The sequence below is a fragment of the Sphingobacterium litopenaei genome (genome assembly GCF_014692495.1).
Classification (GTDB): domain Bacteria; phylum Bacteroidota; class Bacteroidia; order Sphingobacteriales; family Sphingobacteriaceae; genus Sphingobacterium; species Sphingobacterium litopenaei.
In genome coordinates this window covers 22,734-40,125 of sequence record NZ_JACOIJ010000030.1, presented here as the reverse complement: position 1 = coordinate 40,125, position 17,392 = coordinate 22,734, and the positions used below count along the sequence as shown (strand labels likewise).

At 36.2% G+C, this 17,392-nt stretch carries 13 protein-coding genes and 2 tRNA genes; 8 read left to right on the top strand and 7 right to left on the bottom strand.

Annotation, left to right across the window (positions count from 1 at the left end):
* Positions 1-487: 487 nt before the first annotated feature.
* The 6 genes from rlmH to H8B04_RS13465 all read right to left on the bottom strand — a co-directional run bounded on the left by rlmH (position 488) and on the right by H8B04_RS13465 (position 4,835).
* The gene (rlmH, locus tag H8B04_RS13490; protein WP_190302682.1) at positions 488-961 is read right to left on the bottom strand and encodes a 23S rRNA (pseudouridine(1915)-N(3))-methyltransferase RlmH; all 474 of its coding nucleotides are present in this window, start codon (positions 959-961) and stop codon (positions 488-490) included.
* Positions 962-1,063: 102 nt separating this feature from the next.
* The gene (locus tag H8B04_RS13485) at positions 1,064-1,693 is read right to left on the bottom strand and encodes a Crp/Fnr family transcriptional regulator (protein ID WP_190302681.1); all 630 of its coding nucleotides are present in this window, start codon (positions 1,691-1,693) and stop codon (positions 1,064-1,066) included.
* A 7-nt stretch (positions 1,694-1,700) separates the two neighbouring features.
* Positions 1,701-3,068: an MBL fold metallo-hydrolase gene (locus tag H8B04_RS13480; protein ID WP_190302680.1), complete on the bottom strand. Its 1,368-nt coding sequence runs from the start codon at positions 3,066-3,068 to the stop codon at positions 1,701-1,703.
* A 14-nt stretch (positions 3,069-3,082) separates the two neighbouring features.
* Positions 3,083-3,862: a sulfite exporter TauE/SafE family protein gene (locus tag H8B04_RS13475; RefSeq protein ID WP_190302679.1), complete on the bottom strand. Its 780-nt coding sequence runs from the start codon at positions 3,860-3,862 to the stop codon at positions 3,083-3,085.
* Positions 3,863-3,872: 10 nt separating this feature from the next.
* Positions 3,873-4,283 (bottom strand): DUF6691 family protein, encoded by a 411-nt coding sequence (locus H8B04_RS13470; protein WP_165291625.1) that lies wholly within the window; start codon positions 4,281-4,283, stop codon positions 3,873-3,875.
* A 3-nt stretch (positions 4,284-4,286) separates the two neighbouring features.
* The gene (locus tag H8B04_RS13465; protein WP_190302678.1) at positions 4,287-4,835 is read right to left on the bottom strand and encodes a YeeE/YedE family protein; all 549 of its coding nucleotides are present in this window, start codon (positions 4,833-4,835) and stop codon (positions 4,287-4,289) included.
* 327 nt (positions 4,836-5,162) lie between these two features.
* Between H8B04_RS13465 and H8B04_RS13460 the strand changes: the two genes are divergently transcribed.
* From H8B04_RS13460 to H8B04_RS13450, 3 genes are all read left to right on the top strand, one after another.
* On the top strand, positions 5,163-7,193 hold the full coding sequence (locus H8B04_RS13460; protein ID WP_190302677.1) for a M3 family metallopeptidase: 2,031 nt from the start codon (positions 5,163-5,165) through the stop codon (positions 7,191-7,193).
* A gap of 202 nt (positions 7,194-7,395) precedes the next feature.
* A tRNA-Gly gene (locus H8B04_RS13455) sits at positions 7,396-7,471 on the top strand.
* A 5-nt stretch (positions 7,472-7,476) separates the two neighbouring features.
* Positions 7,477-7,561, top strand: a tRNA-Leu gene (locus H8B04_RS13450).
* A 475-nt stretch (positions 7,562-8,036) separates the two neighbouring features.
* Here the strand turns inward: H8B04_RS13450 and H8B04_RS13445 are convergent.
* Entirely contained in the window at positions 8,037-8,510 is a 474-nt protein-coding gene (locus H8B04_RS13445; RefSeq protein WP_165291621.1) for a hypothetical protein, read from the bottom strand.
* A gap of 126 nt (positions 8,511-8,636) precedes the next feature.
* Here H8B04_RS13445 and H8B04_RS13440 point away from each other — a divergent pair, with 126 nt between their 5' ends.
* The 5 genes from H8B04_RS13440 (at position 8,637) to H8B04_RS13420 (ending at position 17,382) form a co-directional block, all read left to right on the top strand.
* A complete protein-coding gene (locus tag H8B04_RS13440; RefSeq protein WP_190302676.1) occupies positions 8,637-10,169 on the top strand; it encodes an FAD-dependent oxidoreductase in 1,533 nt (510 codons plus the stop codon).
* 93 nt (positions 10,170-10,262) lie between these two features.
* Positions 10,263-12,485: a bifunctional alpha,alpha-trehalose-phosphate synthase (UDP-forming)/trehalose-phosphatase gene (locus H8B04_RS13435; protein WP_190302675.1), complete on the top strand. Its 2,223-nt coding sequence runs from the start codon at positions 10,263-10,265 to the stop codon at positions 12,483-12,485.
* A 2-nt stretch (positions 12,486-12,487) separates the two neighbouring features.
* Positions 12,488-14,308 carry a glycoside hydrolase family 15 protein gene (locus tag H8B04_RS13430; protein WP_190302674.1) on the top strand — a complete coding sequence of 607 codons (1,821 nt, stop codon included), beginning with the start codon at positions 12,488-12,490 and terminating at the stop codon, positions 14,306-14,308.
* Between the two features lie 159 nt (positions 14,309-14,467).
* Complete coding sequence (locus H8B04_RS13425; RefSeq protein WP_190302673.1) at positions 14,468-16,651, top strand: hypothetical protein; 2,184 nt, start codon at positions 14,468-14,470, stop codon at positions 16,649-16,651.
* A 2-nt stretch (positions 16,652-16,653) separates the two neighbouring features.
* The gene (locus H8B04_RS13420; protein ID WP_190302672.1) at positions 16,654-17,382 is read left to right on the top strand and encodes an SDR family oxidoreductase; all 729 of its coding nucleotides are present in this window, start codon (positions 16,654-16,656) and stop codon (positions 17,380-17,382) included.
* The last annotated feature ends 10 nt before the right edge of the window (positions 17,383-17,392 follow it).

Here is a 17,392-nt window from a genome sequence, read left to right as displayed (position 1 = left end):
CAATGCAACAACTCCACCTTAAATTTGGTGAGAGAATGAAAGCCTTCGGCGGCTCTAAATAGATATAGGTCCGAAGGGGACCTATATCTATTTAGAGCTCAATGACACAGTTTGCTTTACACTTCCCTAGAAAATAAAATATAAACTAATTCATGTTTTTTTGTATAAAATTTTGAATTATTAAAACTTATTTTACTAAATTTATGTCATCGATGATTCCTTGAAAATTTCAAAGCATCGATGCCCTATTCTCTTTTCATAAGAGATAAATAGTTAGTGTGATTTTAAGGCGATACTCCCAATATCGCCTTATTTTTTTATTTGATAAAATAAGCTAATAATGCAACAACTATAGCTCCTATAATTATTATCCATTTGTAACTCTTATCTCCTTCAGAACTTCTGTATTTATAGTCCCTCTTATATTTATCCATATCCATATATACTCCTTTTTTTTAAATGTTGTTAAAAATAACGGATTACCATATTATTCATGATGATAAGGCTCTCCTTTCATAATGGTAAATGCGCGATAAATTTGTTCAACAAAAAACAAACGAACCATTTGATGAGAGAAAGTCATCTTTGATAAAGAAACAAATGAATTTGCACGTTGTTTTATTTCCTCGGCAAATCCATACGGTCCACCAATTAAAAATACCATATGCTGCACGCTGGCTACCATCTTTTTCTCAATGAATGTAGAAAATTCTAAGGATCTATATTCCTTACCTCGCTCATCCAATAAAACAACGAAATCACCTGATTGGATATTTTTATTGAAAAGTTCAGCTTCCTTTTCTTTCTGCTGCGCTTCCGAAAGATTTTTTACATTCTTTACATCTGGAAGTACAATAATATTAAAAGAGATGTAATGTTTTAAGCGGTTAATATACTTATCTATTCCCTCTTGAATAAATTTATCATCCGTCTTGCCAATGCACAATAGCGTAATTTTCATATGGTAAAAATGGGTATAAATATGAGTATAATTAAAATCTTATCGATAATAACAATATCTATTCCTAAATATAGGATACTAATTATTGAAAAACAACAAAAATTAAAGTAAAATTCTTATTTCATTGCGTAACAATAAGATTTTTTCATCACTTTCTAATTTCTTAAGGATTCTAGAAATCACTACTCGAGAAGAATTGAGATCGGAAGCTATTTCGGCGTGTGTAACTGTAAGAATTCTATTATCTTCCAATCTCATTTTTTGTAATAAATAAGTTATTACCCTTTCTTCCATATTGGAGAAAGCCAAACTGTCAACGGCTACAATCATTTCATCCAAGCGTTTGGAATAGCTTTGTAATATGAAATTGCGCCAGGTCTCACTTGTAGACAACCAATGATTGAAATAGCTATTAGGAATAAATGCAAGATCTACTGCTGTATCAGCGATTACACGGATAGAACTTATCTTGTTACTTGTACAACATGTTGCAGTCATCGTGCACGTATCTCCAGAAATCAAATAATACAGCAGTAGCTCGCCTCGTATGGGATCTTCGCGCATAACTTTGACAGCACCATTTAGCACTAAGGGAATAAAATGGATAGATTGACCAATATCCAAAATTATATCACCTTTTTTGAAGCTTTTGAACAGGGCAACTTCTGCTATATTCTCAATAGTTTTTGAATCAAAAATTCCTGTATATACTGTCTTGAGTAATTCGCGCATAAATAAATTATTTCACTACAGGTTTGCCCTTTGCTAACCAATCTTGCATACTACCGATATAGTTTTTAACATTGCTGAACCCATTTTTTTCCAAATATGAAGTTGCAATAGTAGCTCTGTCTCCTGCTTGACATTGTACAATAATAGATGCATTCTTGTCCAAATCAGGCAAACGTTTTGCCATATGTCCCACGAAGTGATGTATAGCACCTTCTATATGACCATTTCTAAACTCAATAGCATTACGTACGTCAAATAAAGTAGATTCTCCATTGCTTACTTCTTGCTCCACTTCAGCAGCATCTACTAATTTTGTTATTACTAATTGTCCACTTAATTCAGACACGAAACCTGCTATATTATCCATTCCAATACGCATCATTTTACGTGTCACCTCTTCTTGATTCTCTTTTGGAGCAACCAATACTATGGGTTCATCGTAAGAAAGCATCCAACCTGCCCAATTCGCCAAACTGTTATTATTTTGAATATTAATGGATTTTGGCAAGTGACCTTTCGAAAATTCAAATTTATTTCGTGTATCCACCACAACAGTATCATTTGGAATATCTTGGATATCCAACACAGGATGCTGAGGTACTTCTGTCAATAATTTACGATCAATCTTGTTCTGCTTTTTCATTTCAGCAAAATAATACGGTGCTTCAGGTTGATCTCTTAATAATTCTTCTTTGAAGGATTCAAAATCTTCGTGTTGCAAAGCCCAGTTTCTGATTTTCTCATATCCCACGGTTGTACTGGCCACTGCCCCTAAAGCTTTGCCACAAGCAGAACCAGCACCATGCCCTGGCCACACCTGAATATAATCTGGAAGTGCTTTGAATAATTTCAACGATTCGAATAACTGTTTAGCTCCTACCTCTTTGGACCCCACCAATCCAGCAGCTTCTTCTAATAAATCTGGTCTTCCAACATCACCCACAAACACAAAGTCCCCCGTAAAAAGCATAACAGGATGATCTGTAGCAGGATGATCTGTCAATAATAAAGAAATACTTTCTGGCGTATGTCCAGGCGTATGCAATGTTTCTAATGTAAGATTTCCAATTTTGATAACATCTCCATTCTTTAGACCTAGATGTGGAAACTCATACTGCCAATCTTCACCACCTTCATCAGATAGGAATAATTTTGCTCCTGTAAGCGCCACCAATTCACGGCTGCCACTTAAAAAATCAGCATGAATATGTGTTTCTGCTACATGTGTAATAGTCAAATTATTCGATTTGGCTATATCAAGATAAGTATCAACATCACGTTTTGGATCAATTACAATCGCCTCTTTAGAGACTTGACATCCAATTATATAACTAGCTTGCGCTAAAGTCTTATCGTATACCTGTTCAAAAAACATTTTCTTTTTTAAAATTAAATAATCCCAAATTCGGTCAGTAAAACAAAAATTGCAACTGCCATAATCCCCACTGAAAATATACGTTTCAATTTTTTCCCGTCAATTTTATTGCTTAAATAAAAACCAATAAAAATCCCAACTATAGTTAATAACGTATATTGCAATAATAAGTTCCAATCAAATAAATCTATTCTTCTCCAATCGCCTAATAACCCTAGGAAAGAATTGATTGCGATCAATACCAATGATGTAGCAACCGCTTTCTTCATGCTCAGATTAAAGAAATTAGTTAATGCCGGAATAATCAAAAAACCACCTCCTGCACCTACTATCCCAGTTACTGATCCCACAAAAACACCTTTAGCTACTACCGTAATAAACGGAAATTGAGCTTTTGGAATATTGATTTCATGAAACATAGCGTAAGCTGCAAACAACATCAGTACTGCAAATGAAACCATAAGAACGACTTCCTGCTGAATAATATAGCCCATTATATTGAATTGATCAGGAATCAATGGAACTAGAAACTTACGTGTCAAAAACACCGATATCATAGAAGGAATTCCAAACTTCAAAAGTTTGTCTATATCTACATCCTTACTTATAAAACCTTTTGCTCCCCCTATTATCGACGTCGCTCCGATAGCAAAAAGAGAGTAAGCTGTAGCCAATACAGGATCGACTCCAAACACATAGACGAATATAGGAACCGTCAAAATGGAACCTCCACTCCCCACTAATCCCAATGTAATCCCGACAAAAACCGCTAAAAATAACCCCAACAAAAACATTCAACTTAAATTAGTGAGGCAAATATTTACGGATAACACCATAAATATACGTACCCAATAACGCTCCAATAATTACTATAATGATTGAAAATACACCTGAACCCAATAAAGCAAAGATTGGCCCTGGACATGCGCCCACTAACGCCCAGCCCAAACCAAAGAAAATACCGCCAATCAAATAACGAGGAATAGACTTTGCCTTTGGCTGAATATTGATTTTATTTCCATCTACATCTTTCGCTTTTCTCTTCATATACTGCACTCCGATAACTCCTACAAATAAGGCTGAACCGATAAAACCGTACATATGGAAAGATTGAAAGCTAAACATCTCAAAGATTCTAAACCAAGAGGCAGCTTCCGCTTTATACATGACAATACCAAACGCTACGCCTAATAATACAAATACTAACTTTCTCATCGCTTAAAAAATAAAAGGAAATAATACATGAACCATTAGGAGGCCTCCGATAAAAAATCCAACAACAGCTACTAATGATGGCCATTGAAGATTGCTTAGTCCAGAGATCGCGTGACCTGAGGTACATCCTCCGGCATAGCGCGTTCCAAAACCAACAAAAACACCACCAACCAACAATAATAAAATGTTTTTCAAGTCTAGATTGAAGAATAATTCAGGTGGTAAATACGATTTACCTGCGCTTTGAAAGCCATAACCTTGCAGTGTAGTAATAGTTTCTTCTGCTATTGGTGGGGCTTGGTGATTTGCCAACCAATGAGAAGCTACAAATCCTCCGACAATCGTACCGAACAAGAATAGCAAGTTCCAACGTTGCGCTTTCCAATCAAAATCAAAAAAATCGCAACTTTTACCTGCTCCTAATGCCGAACAAAGCGTTCGAAAATTAGAGGAAAATCCAAAGGATTTGCCCAATTTTATTAAGGCCAACATGATCAGAGCCACTAATGGTCCTCCAATATACCAAGGCCAAGTTCCATAAATAGTTTCCATATTATTTTATTTTGTTAATACAAAGGTACAGCCATCAAATGATAAAGTTGGTAACATAAGTTACCAAGCCAATAATTTCCAATTCAAGATAACCATTAAAGAAACAAAATAAGCAAAACTAAAGTTGTTTCAGAAAGATAAGTTTATTTCAAAAATTTATTTGAACATACATTAAATATAAAAGAAAATATTCCGAAATTTCTATTAAAAATCGTCTAATAAAAACTATTTAAAATATAGATTAACCGTATTATTCAGAAGGCAGGTAAACCTAATACTTTACGGTAAACTGATTTTTATTTCCTAAAATATTTTTAGCTTTATCACATGGCAATTTTAACAGAAAAATTTAATACCGTACATGATACAGCTCCCTTTTCACAGATTTCAGAAAAGGATTATATTTCAGCCTTCGATGAAGGAATAGCACTTACCAAAAAGGAAATCGAGGATATTGTAAACAATCCTGAACCTCCAACTTTCGAAAATACAATTGAAGCATTGGCTTATTCAGGGCTAACCTTGGATCGCATCAGCAATATTTTCTTTAATCTTCATTCGGCTGAAACCAACGATGAATTAGAGAAAATAGCTCAAGATGTAGCGCCCAAACTTTCGGCTTTAGGAAATGATATTACACTGAATACAGATTTATTTTCGCGTGTAAAAGCAGTTTATGAACAAAAAGACTCATTAACACTTACCACAGAGCAGCAAACGTTGTTAGAAAAGTCGTTCAAAGATTTTGCACGCAATGGAGCTCTTTTGAATAATGAGCAAAAGCAAAAGCTGCGTGATATCGATGCTAAATTATCGGTTTTGAAATTGAAATTTGGAGAAAACGTCCTGGCAGATTCAAACGCTTATCAATTACATATTACTAAAGAAGAAGGCTTAGCAGGACTACCTGAAGGTGTTATCGAAGCTGCGGCCTCTTTAGCGAAATCAAAAAACAAAGATGGATGGATTTTTACCCTGGATTATCCAAGCTATATTCCTTTTGTCACTTATGCGGATAATCGCGAATTGCGAAAAGAAATTTCATTGGCAGCGGGTCGAAAAGGATTTCAAGAAAATGAAAATAACAACGAAACAATCGTCTTAGAAATTGTGCAATTAAGACATCAACGTGCGCAACTTTTAGGTTATGAAACGCATGCTGATTTTGTTTTGGCAGAGCGAATGGCGGAATCGCCTAGCAAAGTATTAGCTTTCTTAAACGATTTATTAGCAAAAGCTAAACCTGCTGCAGAAAAAGAATTCCAGGAACTAACTGCTTTTGCCAAAGAAAAAGATGGTATTGAGGTCTTGGAAAAATGGGACGGTTCCTACTATTCGGAAAAACTAAAACAACAAAAATTTCAATTGGATGATGAGCTGTTAAAACCCTATTTCAAATTAGAAAATGTACTAAAAGGCGCTTTTGAAGTTGCACATAAACTTTATAATCTAACTTTTTCGAAAGTTCACAATATAGATAAATACCATCCAGATGTGCAAACATACGAAGTGAAAGATGAGCAAGACAATTTGGTAGCTATCTTCTACGCTGATTTCTTCCCGCGCAAAGGAAAACGTCAGGGCGCTTGGATGACTTCATTCAAACCGCAATACATAAAAGATGGTATAAACGAGAGACCACACATTTCTATCGTGTGCAATTTTACTCCTCCTACCGAGACGAAACCTGCTTTGTTGACATTTAACGAAGTAACTACGTTATTCCACGAATTTGGACACGCGTTGCACGGCATGTTAGCCAATACGACGTACCCAAATCTTTCCGGAACTTCTGTGTTCTGGGATTTTGTGGAGCTTCCAAGCCAAATTATGGAAAACTGGTGTTATGAGAAAGAAGCACTAACTTTATTTGCTAAACATTACGAGACTGGAGAATTGATTCCAATGGAATTAGTGGAAAAGATCAAAGAATCTGCTTCTTTCTTGGAAGGGATGGCTACTGTTCGTCAATTAAGTTTCGGACTACTGGATATGGGGTGGCATGGACAAGATCCATCGGCTATTTCTAAAGTTAAAGATTTTGAAAAATTACAATTCGCATCTACTCAACTTTTCCCCGATGTAGAAGATAATGCGATGAGTACTTCCTTCTCCCATATTTTTAATGGCGGATATTCTTCTGGATATTACAGTTACAAATGGGCAGAAGTTTTAGATGCGGATGCTTTTGAATATTTTAAAGAAAACGGTATTTTCAACAAAGAAGTGGCTAACAAATTCAAGGAAAACATTCTTTCAAAAGGCGGAACAACACATCCCATGAAGCTTTATAAAGCGTTTAGAGGACAAGAACCAGCAGTTGATGCTTTACTTCGCAGAGCAGGATTGATAAAATAATTGTATTGCCCCCACTACTAATATCTTTGGGGGCAATTTTTATTGAAAATTATTCTAGCTGATTATCAAACAAATGGCTTTAAAACGCTAAAAAAAGCCATTTTATTTTCAAAAACATTTTGCAAAACTAGATTATAGCTCTATATTTGCATCATCAAATCGGAAGGACGCGATGTCCAGACAACTTGAAAGACTTAAAAAAGCGAAAATAGCTCAGTTGGTAGAGCACAACCTTGCCAAGGTTGGGGTCGCGAGTTCGAATCTCGTTTTTCGCTCCAGAGTTGCCTAGGTGGTGGAACTGGTAGACACGCAGGACTTAAAATCCTGTTCCTGTTAAAGGAGTGCGGGTTCGATTCCCGCCCTAGGTACAAAAGCTCGACAGTCATGTCGAGCTTTTTTTTTTGAAAGTCTTAGATATATTTTAGAAATAGGCAATATCTTATCATACCAATGAACTATTCAAAGGTCATTTTATCTTCATAAATTTTTTTATAGTTTTTTAGTTTACAATTTTTTGTTTTTAATGATTAAAAATTTAATATCGGCTGTCCACTAAAATTTGTACTTTTACCCATAGTTACTTTGTTTGTTTTGCAACCTCAAAGTTAGCTAAAGGGTTGGTGCTTGCGCCAGCCTTTTTTTTATTCTTTACCGGACACTAGTGATTCAGAATACTAAAACTGAGGAAGAAGTAAAAGCATTGCTTCAGAATGATTTGACAATTAAAAATAGATTTTTTGGATTATACTATTTATCCTTGGTATGGCTCTGCAGCACTACCTGAATATTTGCCTTTAGCGGATAAAATTTGGCGAAAAAATCCGTAATTATCTTACGGATTTTTTATTCATCCAAAACCCAAAAAAAAGCTCTATCCTTCGCTAATTCTTCAGGCTTATGTACATTATGAATCAGTTCATCCCATGTAGATTCAACCTCAAAAGATTCAGCTTCTACTTCTTCTAACCGAATACCTTTGAGAATAGCGTCTTCATCGAAAATATAAATATCACTTTCTACCAATTCAATTCCTTTATCGATAGCCCAAGATATAAAGGACGCTCTATCCAATTTTAGTACTTTTGGTGCCAAGCTATCAAAAGTTTTCAATTCCTTTTCAGGATCGAGATCAGGATGAGAAGTTACATAGTCCGCATACAACTTTCGGTTCCCTGTGCGCAATGCTTCATTTCTGTATATTATCTGTTCTGCACTTTGGTTGTAACTGAATTGTGTTAATTTATTTTCCTCGCCGTATTTCTCTTTGTACGTGGTTAATCTTTTCTCTAATTTTTCCATATCAGTTATTTGACTCATTATCGATTTATACACTCCAGATCAACGCTTAAAAATTTAGCATTTGCTTAATAACCCAACGAAATTCGTTTTAAGCTGTTCAATGAGCACTAATCATCATAATTGTATAACAAAAATTTAATAGATATGTTCAGAGACGGAGCACGTAAAAGTATGTGGCAAGCGGAAGCCAAAAGGTTTGAGAATCTGCCCACACAAGATCAATTATTTGATGTAGCTATAGTTGGTGGCGGTATTACTGGAGTTTCTACTGCATATCGATTACAGCTTATTGGTCTAAAATGTATTTTATTAGAAGCCAACAATATAGGATTCGGTACTACAGGAGGTACCACAGCACATTTAAATGATTTTTTCGACACGACCTATAAAGAAGCTATAAGCAAATTTGGGTTGGAAAATGCCAAATTATTAGCGCAAGCGGGAAAAGAAGCGATTAATATTGTTCATTCCAATGTCTTTAGACATGCTATCAATTGTGATTTTGAATATAAGAATGCGCATTTGTTTGCCGTGGATGATGATCAAGTAAAACAATTGGATGATATAGTAGACGGAGCAAATCAAGTGGGCTATGAAATGAATTATATAGACCAAATTGATTTTCCAATCCCTTTTAAAAAAGCAGTTCTAATCCCGAAGCAAGCACAATTCCATCCCCTAAAATATATTAAAGGATTGACAGAAGCCTATATTCAGGCAGGCGGAATGGTTGTAGAAAATTGTATGGTGGAATCGCATGTAGAAGAACATGCAGGTGTAGTACTTAAAACCTCATTGGGTGATATAAATGCGAAGCATGCCGTATACGCTACCCATACGCCACCAGGAATAAGCATCTTACATTTTACTACAGCTCCATACCGTAGCTATGCTATAGCGTTTTCGTTGAAAAATGAGAATTACCCAAATACATTAGGTTATGACTTATACGATCCCTACCACTATTATCGTACACACGAAATAGACGGAAAACAATTGTTAATTGCGGGTGGTGAAGACCATAAAACAGGACATTCGGAAGATACTGGTTCTTGCTTTGCCGAGTTGGAAAATTATTGCCGTTCGCATTTCGATGTAGACACGGTAGAATATGCTTGGTCCAGTCAGTATTTCGAACCTGCCGATGGATTACCTTCCATCGGTGTTTTACCGTCGAGCGACGGTCGGATTTTTGTCGCTACGGGATTTAGAGGGAATGGTATGACCTTCGGCACACTTTCTTCGGCTATTATTTATGATTTAATTATCGATGGTGAAAATCCGTATGCTAAGCTATTCAATCCAAAAAGATTTAAGCCAACAGCAGGATTCACCAGTTTTGTTAAAGAAAATGCTACAGTCGTAAGTGACTTTATTAAAGATAAAATCAGCATAGAACGCATCCAATCTTTGGCAGAAATCAACGAAGGCGAAGCAAAAGTAGTAAAGTATGAAGGTGATTCTTACGCTATTTATGCAGAGCAAAATGGACAATTACATGTACTAAAAAGCACCTGTCCACATGCCAAATGCGAAGTACGTTGGAACAATGCTGAGCTTTCCTGGGATTGTCCTTGCCACGGATCCCGTTTCAACATCAATGGAAGAATACTTACAGGACCAGCTACTTCCGGACTGGAAAAATTAAACGAAGAACTACAGGGAAAAAAGAATTAATTCAAAATAATTAAAACCACAAGCGTTTAAAGCTGTTGTAATAATATAGCTCCCACGCTCATCTACGAAAAACATTTACTGTATTTAACAACCATGCTAAGAAATAGAACTATAATAATTTCTAATAGATTACCCGTACGCATTGAAAGACATGACGGCGAATTACACGTAATTCCCAGTGAAGGAGGATTGGCTACTGGTTTAGGCTCCATCTACAAAGAAGGTGAAAACATCTGGATTGGCTGGCCTGGATTTGTACCAGACAATGAAGAGGAAAAACAAGAAGTTTCGGAAAAACTCAAAGAGTTAAACCTTATCCCTGTATTCTTAACGGAAGAGGAATTAGAAGGATACTACGAAGGGTTTTCTAATGAAGTCTTATGGCCTATTTTTCACTATCATCCTTCTTATGCAGTTTATGACGATTCCTATTGGAATATGTACGAATCCGTAAATAAAAAATTCGCGGAGATAACGGTAGCACAAGATATAGCCGATAATGATGAAGTATGGATTCATGATTATCAATTGATGCTTTTACCTAAATTCATTCGAGCTTATAATAGTAAAATTGGAATAGGCTATTTCCAACATATCCCGTTCCCACCAGATGAATTATTTAGAGGAATTCCTTGGCGAGATGAATTGTTGAAAGGATTATTAGGTGCCGATTTGATTGCATTTCACACCTACAATGACACACAGCACTTCCTAAATGCTTGTACCCATATCTTGGGCTTATCCATTCAAAATAACTGCTTACGTAGCGGCGGAAGAAGTGTTTATGTAGAAGTATTCCCTATGGGAATTGATTACGACAAATTCAATGATTTGGCGCAATCCGAAGAAATTCAAACTCGAGCGAAGGAAATACGCACCTTTTATAACAATCGAAAATTCGTTCTAAGTATCGATCGCTTAGATTACAGCAAGGGTATTCTCGAGCGATTACGCGCTTTCGAATTTCTATTGAAAACTCATCCTGAAGTTCAAAATGAAGTTATATTGTACATGCTTGTCGTTCCTTCTCGCGATAATGTTCCGAAATACAAGGAGCTGCATGATGAGATCAACCGTATGGTCGGACAAATTAATGCCGTATTCGGCAATAATGAATGGACACCTATCAGTTATTTCTACAATTCCTTTGATGTGAAAGAACTTTCTGCCTTGTACGTGGCTTCGGACATTTGCCTGGTCACCTCTTTACGTGATGGAATGAATCTAGTTTGCAAGGAATTTATTGCTAGTAAAGAAAACAATAACGGGGTCCTGATTTTGAGTGAAATGGCAGGAGCTAGTAAGGAACTTATAGGGCCAATCCTAGTCAATCCCCATTCGAAACAACAAATTTGCGAAGCACTGATGACGGCTATTCGGATGCCAGCGCAAGAACAGCGCAAACGTATGGATGACAGTTTGGAGATTGTAAAAAAATTCAATATCCGTCATTGGGTACGTTTATTCTTCAAAAGATTAAGAGAAATTAAATCCATTCAATCTCAAGAAAGAGCAAGACGCATCAACCCAGATACGCTACAGAATTTCTTAAGTCGATACAATGAAGGCAAGCGCAATTTATTCTTTTTAGATTACGATGGGACATTGATTGGCTTCAACAATAATGCAAATGAAGCAACTCCTACAAATGATTTGTATGAAGTATTGGAAGAGCTTCAATCCAATCCTAACAACCAAATAGTCATCATTAGCGGTAGACCACACGAAACACTTTCAGAATGGTTTGCCGATAAAAAGTATTATTTAGTGGCTGAACATGGCGCTTGGAGCAATTATCCTGATTATAATTGGCACACCAAAACACATATCTCCACACGTTGGAAATATCCGATCAAGCACATTATGGCAAAGTTTGCGAATATGACCGCAGGATCTTATGTGGAAGAAAAAAACTATTCTTTGGCATGGCACTATCGTAAAGTACAAAGTGGTTTAGGTAATCTTCGTGCACAAGAATTGGTCGATCATTTACGATATCTATTACCGCATCATGGATTACAACTCTTGATGGGAAATAAGGTAATTGAAGTAAAAAATAGTGAGTTGAATAAAGGTCGTGCAGCAATGGAAATTGTTCAGGATTTCAAACCAGACTTCATCTTTGCAATTGGTGACGACGCAACAGATGAGGATATGTTTTTAGAATTGCCATCCGACTCCATCACGGTAAAAGTAGGAAGTCGCAAATCAGCAGCTCGATATTACATAGAAACACAAGAAGAAGTATTAAAGCTTATTAAAAAATTCACGCAGCACACGTATGAACAAGCTGAAATACTTCAAATTAAACCATAAACATGTCATTAAGTAAACACATTTATAACAGCGGAATAATTGGAAATTGTGCTTTTATAGCACATGTAAATAAAGACACGAATATCAGTTGGTTATGTTGGCCAACATTTCAGGATTCATTTGTTTTTGGAGGTCTTCTGGACGAAGAAAAAGGGGGAAGATTTGATATCAAACCCGTGGCAGAAGAATTTCAAAGCAAACAGTATTATATTGAAAATACAAATATCTTATGTACCGTAGTAGATACGAATGAAGGATCGTATAAAATTACAGACTTCGCTCCTCGTTTCGAACAATACGAACGCTATTTTAAGCCTTTAACCCTCATTCGCAAGATAGAGCCCATAAAAGGTAGACCTCGTATTCGTGTACGGTGTGAACCCGTATATCAATACGGGCTTACCTCTTTTCATAAAAACAGAGGAAGTAATCATATTCAATTTGAAAAGGGCGATATCAAAATGCGATTAGCGACAGATATGCCGGTTAATCATTTCTTTGATGATATTCCACATGTACTGGATAGACCTGTCTATTTAATCTTAACCTTTGGAAGTCCTTTCGAAGCACCGATTGAGCGAACTTGTGAGGATTTTTTACGAAGAACAACTTTATATTGGCAAAATTGGGTGAAGAATGCTTCTATCCCATCTTTCTATCAAACACAGGTTATTCGTTCTGCTTTATCGTTGAAACTTCACCAATTCGAAGACACTGGAGCAATTATCGCCGCTAGTACAACTAGTCTTCCAGAATTTCCAGGTTCAGGACGCAATTGGGATTATCGGTATTGTTGGCTTCGGGACAGTTTTTATGTGTTGACTGCATTGAGTCACGTAGGCCATTTCGAAGAAATGGAAAAATACGCTTCCTATATCGCCAATATAACACAAACCGATACAGGAAGATTGCAACCTCTATACGGCATTTTGGGTAAGACAAAGTTAGAAGAGTCACATTTGGATCATTTATCTGGATATCTCAACAACCAACCTATACGTATCGGTAATCAAGCCTACGAACATATTCAAAATGATGTGTACGGCCAAGCTTTGATAGCCTTACTTCCATTATTTACGGATCAAAGGTTCAAATACCAAAATAAGATGGTTGCAGAAGGCTGGACAAATTTTATTTTAAATAAAATTGAAAACACCATAGACGAAACCGATGCGGGAATTTGGGAGTTCCGAAATTTCCAACAACGGCATTGTTATTCCAACTTATTTCAATGGGCAGGTGCCACCGCAGCCATAAAAATAGCGCGTCAAAATGGTTTCAAGGATATTGAGAAAAGAGCAATGGCGGTTCAACAAAAAGCCGCTGCTTATATTGAATCTTGTTATGACGAAGAAAGAGGCGTTTACACTAATTCAACGGATTCCAAAAATTTGGATGCCTCTACCCTACAGCTTATTATGATGGGCTATTTGGATCCAAGTTCTGATCGTGCCAAAAATCACTTAGCCGCATTAGAAAAAGAACTAAAAGGTAAGCATGGTTTATTTTATCGGTACCTTCACAAAGATGATTTTGGAAAACCAAAATCCACATTTTTGGTTTGTGCATTTTGGTACGTGGAAGCATTGGCTTGCGTAGGTCGTGTAGATGAAGCGCAGGAGGTCTTCCGTAAATTGCTTTCTTTTGGAAATCATCTGATGTTATTTAGTGAAGACATCAATGAAGATGATGGCAGCCAATGGGGCAATTTTCCTCAGGCATATAGTCATGTAGGCTTAATGAATGCGGCATATCGAATCGCTATAAAACTCGACAAACCTACCTTTTTTGAAAACGCTGAAATGAGCTCTTTAGGATCTTAAAGCGCCTTTAATTTCACTTTACTATATAAGCCTTAATGAGCTATTCCAAAGCAAATTAAGGCTTCCTTATTTACCCAACGTAAGGATTTTCTGAAACTTCATCAACCTATTAATCCGAACCTTGTTCATTCTTCAGATTATTCATTAGCAACTTAATTTATGCACAGCCATTTATCAACTGATATCATCCAATTAATTGATCAATTGAAGAAACAGAATTATAAGACTGTTATTGATTTTCCTAATGAAGAGCAAAATTTTTCCATAAAATGGTTAAATGGAGAAATAGTATTATTCATCCAAACCGAAAATCAACATTTTATACTGCATCGCCTATATCCTTTGCACCAAATTGATGATGCAGATGTTGACAAGATTAAGGTTAATAAGAAAAAACCAAACCAATATGAGTTTGATCTTCGAACTGCTGTCGGTAGCCTAACTATTTCTATTACCATTATCGAAAACAGCAGCAATTTGTTTCTACTAAACACCCAAATTACACTTAAAGTAAGCAAAGAACATCGTTTTAAAAAGCCGGATCGAGAAATTGTAATTGGTAAGGAGGATTACAGTAAGCCTGATGAACCAACGATAAATGTGCATCAAATAGAAGGCCGAACAGGTCATTGTTTTACTGATTTTGGCAACAGAAGCAGAGGCTACTTATTCTATTTGCAAGATCTTGGCGCACTACAAAAGATGGCTGAACACAGCGAAGTATCTTTCATGGATACCGTAAAAGTAGAATGGCCACAGGTGGGGTTTAAGTTGGGAAAAACTAAAAGCACCTTACAACAGGGAGGAGAATATATTGTTTATAATTCTTTCTTAGGGTATTCCAACGAAAAGGACAAAAGCCCATTAAAAGCTTCTTCAGTGTATTTACAATTTCTTAAAAGCGCGTACCCTAATTTGCAAAAACCTAGAAAAAGCATTACTGATATTGTAGATCTTTCGAGTAAAGTTACCCATGATTTATGGGAACATAAAGGTTGCTGGAAACAGGTGGAAGATGCTGCTTATTTAAATGCTTACCTTAATAGTTATGGGAATCCGCCCGAAAGCATGGTTCAATTGGCTATTTTACGACCATTATTTGAATACCAAAAAAATTTTGGCAATGACCACACCTTCAAGATTATCAGAGATCTTACACAAAATCTCCCCCACTTCTTCGATGAGCAATTAGATATCATTCACCGTTGGTTGCCGGCAGATTCTTACCTCCTAAACTTTGATGAGGAACAAAAACGTTCTTTTATCATGGACAGCTGGTACCTTTTATATCCGCTATTGCAATTGGCTTCACTTTTTGAGTTAGGATTTAAGAATGAAGAGTTACAAAATCAGTTCGAAAGATCTTTAAGATATATTCAAAAAGCAGCTAAACATTTCGAATACGAATGGCCTATATTTTTCAACCTATATACTTTGGAAATTCTCAAAGAAGAAGGTATTCCAAATGAATACGGAGAAATCGACACGGCGGGATTATATATCCTCATTATGCTTAAGAGCTATAAACTTTTCAAAAAAGAAGTTTACTTGACCGAAGCAAAGCGTGCCGCCAAACCTTTAAAAGATATTAATTTAGAAAGCATCTATCAGTCTAATAACACAGCTTATTCCGCTGAGGCCTTATTAGAACTCTATACCCTTACCCAAAATGAACAATACCTGCAGTCTGCTGAGATTTTCCTGGGAAATATTATTCGTAATTGTGCGATATGGGACATGAAATATGGCAATGCCAAAGAAAGAGAAAGCTTTTTTTCGTTACTTCCGCTCAAAAAAGCACCCTATATTGCTGCTTTTGAAGAACATGAGACAGTTGCTATTTTTCATCGAATCATAAAGCTCATAGACCAAAATCAAATAAGTCTTAATCTGGACTTAGTGTTCTTCCTCAACGAATTTATTCAATATGCTTTACTGCGGTTTACATCGTATTTTCCTCCAACCTTACCTGATGAAGTCTTCGCTGATGAAGCGAAGACCGGTTATGTCAATCCCAAATTGTGGATTCCGATAGAAGATTTAGGTGATGGCTGGGAAGCATTGGGACAGGTTGGGCAAGAAGTTTATGGTTCCTCAGTTTTCTTCAACCTTTGTATACATCATGTTGTTCACCTCTCAGAAGATAATTACATGATTTCTTCTCTTCCTTTTATTCAGAATCGTGCAAAAGAAATTAAAATTCTGGGAACTACAGACCAAGAAGGACTTCTCTGGCTAAAAGAAAAGAACATTACAGTAGAGATTAACAATCAGAAGCTGGAAGAAAAGAAACAATACCAAATAAAGGGATCTGATAATATTAAATTTATTTCAAAACGATAATTATGAGCAGAAAAAACGTATTACTTACAGGAGGAACAGCAGGAATTGGAAGAGCTATAGCTTTAGAATTAGCGCAAAATGACTACAATGTATTTTTGATTGGTAGAAGCGAAGAAAAATTAGAAGACTTAAAGCAAGATATTGCGGTAAGAGGTCTATCGCATAGATTTCACTTTGCATTGACAGATGTGACGGATTTAGTAGCTTTTGAGCAACAAATTACAAAATGGGATGCTGAATACGGTTCTTTTCATGTATTAGTGAATAATGCAGCAATAGGTTATGATTCTGTTGAAGGCAAGTCTATACAAGATTTACAGTATTTAGTAAATACCAATTTACTTTCATACATGTGGTTAGCCGGACATATTGGAGAGACCATGAAAGCCAATAATATCGAAGGCGAAATCATCCAAATTGGGTCTATGAGTGCATCTACCAGAGATGCGGAAAGTTCTGGTTATGTCGCAACAAAATCTGGTATTAGAGGATTTTCAGAGGCTTTGCGCAAAGAACTTAATCCAAGCAATATTCGCGTTACGCTTATAGAACCTGGATTGGTAGGTTCAGATATGCAATCCACGACTCCTGACGAAGAACGCGAAAAACAAGCTGAGTATGAAATGCTAAAAGCTGAAGATATAGCGGATATTGTTATTTATGCTTTGAATCAACCAAAACGTGTAAACCTTTGTGAAATCAAAGTTAAACCACTGCAACAGATTATTTAAATTAAACGCA